This is a genomic window from Nocardia sp. NPDC060220 (assembly GCF_042727815.1).
In the GTDB taxonomy this organism is placed as follows: domain Bacteria; phylum Actinomycetota; class Actinomycetes; order Mycobacteriales; family Mycobacteriaceae; genus Nocardia.
In genome coordinates this window covers 1-2,345 of record NZ_JBHWZY010000984.1, presented here as the reverse complement: position 1 = coordinate 2,345, position 2,345 = coordinate 1, and the positions used below count along the sequence as shown (strand labels likewise).

The following is a 2,345-nucleotide window of genomic DNA, read 5'->3' as shown; positions in this document are numbered from 1 at the left end:
GAACTGCGTCGAGTACTCCGCCCCGGCGGCGGCGCCGCGATCTTCGACTTCCGCTTCACCCGAACCCGCGAGATCCGGCGCGCACTCAGCACCGTATTCGGGTCGGTCGACACCGAAACAGTCCGTCTGCCTTGGCATCCCGTCGCCGTGATCACCTGCTACCGCGTCACCGCATAGGCTCGGCGGATGGCCGGGGAACACACCACGATCGGTGCGGTGGCAGCCCAGTTCGGGCTCGCGACCCACGTGCTGCGCCACTGGGAAGACCGCGGACTGCTCACTCCAGCCCGTGATTCGGCCGGACGCCGCCACTACCGCGGTACCGACATCGACACGATCGCGATGATCGTGCTGGGCAAGAAGGCAGGCTTGTCCCTCGACGATCTCGCCATCCTGTTCATCCGTTCCCCCGATCGGCGCACCCGCCGAGAAGTACTCGAAGCCCATCGCGACCGCCTCGCCGACCAGATCGCCCGCACGCGCGCCGCCCTCGACGCCGTTACCCACGTCCTGGACTGCGACGCCGAGGACTTCCGCACCTGCCCTCACTTCCGCGCCGAACTCGCCGGGGTCCTCGACACCCACACCGACCCGCCGGTGTCGGCAACACCGTCCGACGTGGGACGATCGGCCATGTGACCGGCCCACCCGCGAAACCACAGCACTTGCGCGACCTCGCGCTGCTGCGTCGTGTGCGCGACCGCATCGACCGTGAGTACGCCCAGCCGCTCGACGTCGAAGCGCTCGCCCGCGGCGTCCACATGTCGGCCGGGCACCTGAGCCGGCAATTCCGCCTCGCCTACGGGGAATCGCCGTACTCCTACCTGATGACCCGCCGCATCGAACGGGCCATGGCACTGCTGCGCCGCGGCGATCTGAGCGTCACCGAGGTGTGTTTCGCGGTCGGCTCGTCCTCGCTGGGTACCTTCAGTACCCGCTTCACCGAACTCGTCGGGGTGCCGCCCAGCACCTACAAACAGCGTCAGGACGAACAGACCGCGGGCATGCCGTCGTGCGTGGTCAAGAAGGTGACCAGACCGATCAGGAATCGAGAAGCTTCCGCTCCGGCCGACAATTAGCGTGGTCGGCATGAACCTCACCATCCACTCGAGCTACCTGCCGCAGGACGACCCCGACGCCGCGCTCACCTTCTACCGCGACACACTCGGCTTCGAGGTGCGCAACGATGTGGGCTACAACGGGCTGCGCTGGATCACCGTGGGCCCCACCGGCCAGCCCGACACCTCCATCGTGCTGCACCCACCGGCCGCCGACCCCGGCCTCACCGACGACGAACGCCGTGTCATCAGCGAAATGATGGCCAAAGGCACCTACGCCGGCGTCAACCTCGCCACCGACGACCTCGACGGCCTGTTCGAGAAGCTGCAGGCCGGAGACATCGAGATCGTCCAGGAACCCACCGATCAGCCTTACGGCGTGCGCGACTGCGCCTTCCGCGATCCCGCCGGAAATATGGTCCGCATCCAGCAGACCAAGTAAGCCACCGCGCCGGTAGATTCGATGTCCGGCGATGTCGACTGATCAAGGGAGACCCATGAGCACGGCCAAGAAGACCGGCACCACCATAGAGCCGGCCGACAGCCACGATGTGATCCGCGTGCACGGCGCGCGGGTCAACAATCTGCGCGATGTGAGCATCGAGATCCCCAAGCGCAGGCTGACGGTCTTCACGGGCGTGTCCGGATCCGGTAAGAGCTCCCTGGTCTTCGGCACCATCGCCGCCGAATCACAGCGCCTGATCAACGAGACCTACAGCGCGTTCGTGCAGGGCTTCATGCCCAGCCAGGCCCGCCCCGACGTCGACGTCCTGGAGGGTCTGACCACCGCCATCCTGGTCGACCAGTCCCGCCTGGGCGCCGACCCGCGTTCCACTGTCGGCACCGTCACCGACGCCAACGCGATGCTGCGGATCCTGTTCAGCCGCCTCGGCGACCCGCACATCGGGTCGTCGCAGGCGTTCTCGTTCAATGTCGCCTCGATCAGCGGCGCCGGTGCCGTCGAGGTCGAGAAGAACGGTGTCACCGTCAAGGAACGCCGCAGCTTCGCCATCACCGGCGGCATGTGTCCCACCTGTGAGGGCAAAGGCCAGATCAACGACATCGACCTCACCGAGCTCTACGACGAGAACCTCTCCCTCGACGAGGGCCCGTTCAAGATCCCCGGCTACAGCATGGACGGCTGGATGGGCCGCATCTTCAAGGGTTCGGGCTTCTTCGACCCGGCGAAGCCGATCAAGAGGTACACCAAGAAACAGCTCGCCGACCTGCTGTACAAGGAACCGACCAAGATCAAGGTCGAGGGCATCAACCTCACCTACGAAGGAC

General features: G+C 66.1%; 3 protein-coding genes and 1 pseudogene. All 4 read left to right on the top strand.

Annotated elements, in window-relative coordinates; translation table 11 throughout:
• Positions 1 to 186: 186 nt before the first annotated feature.
• A complete protein-coding gene (locus ACFWF3_RS32615) occupies positions 187 to 639 on the top strand; it encodes a MerR family transcriptional regulator (RefSeq protein WP_378991801.1) in 453 nt (150 codons plus the stop codon).
• The gene (locus ACFWF3_RS32610) at positions 636 to 1,079 is read left to right on the top strand and encodes a helix-turn-helix transcriptional regulator (protein WP_378991799.1); all 444 of its coding nucleotides are present in this window, start codon (positions 636 to 638) and stop codon (positions 1,077 to 1,079) included. The genes ACFWF3_RS32615 and ACFWF3_RS32610 overlap by 4 nt, the downstream gene beginning before the upstream one ends.
• A 10-nt stretch (positions 1,080 to 1,089) precedes the next feature.
• Positions 1,090 to 1,500, top strand: a complete 411-nt coding sequence (locus ACFWF3_RS32605) for a VOC family protein (protein WP_379317705.1) — start codon at positions 1,090 to 1,092, stop codon at positions 1,498 to 1,500.
• A 55-nt stretch (positions 1,501 to 1,555) separates the two neighbouring features.
• A pseudogene (locus ACFWF3_RS32600) lies at positions 1,556 to 2,345 on the top strand (excinuclease ABC subunit UvrA); the annotation flags it as partial.

What these genes read in the sequence shown, in the direction of transcription:
- ACFWF3_RS32615 (WP_378991801.1), top strand. Translation starts at nt 187, where the DNA reads ATGGCCGGGGAACACACCACGATCGGTGCGGTGGCAGCCCAGTTCGGG.
- ACFWF3_RS32605 (WP_379317705.1), top strand. Translation starts at nt 1,090, where the DNA reads ATGAACCTCACCATCCACTCGAGCTACCTGCCGCAGGACGACCCCGAC.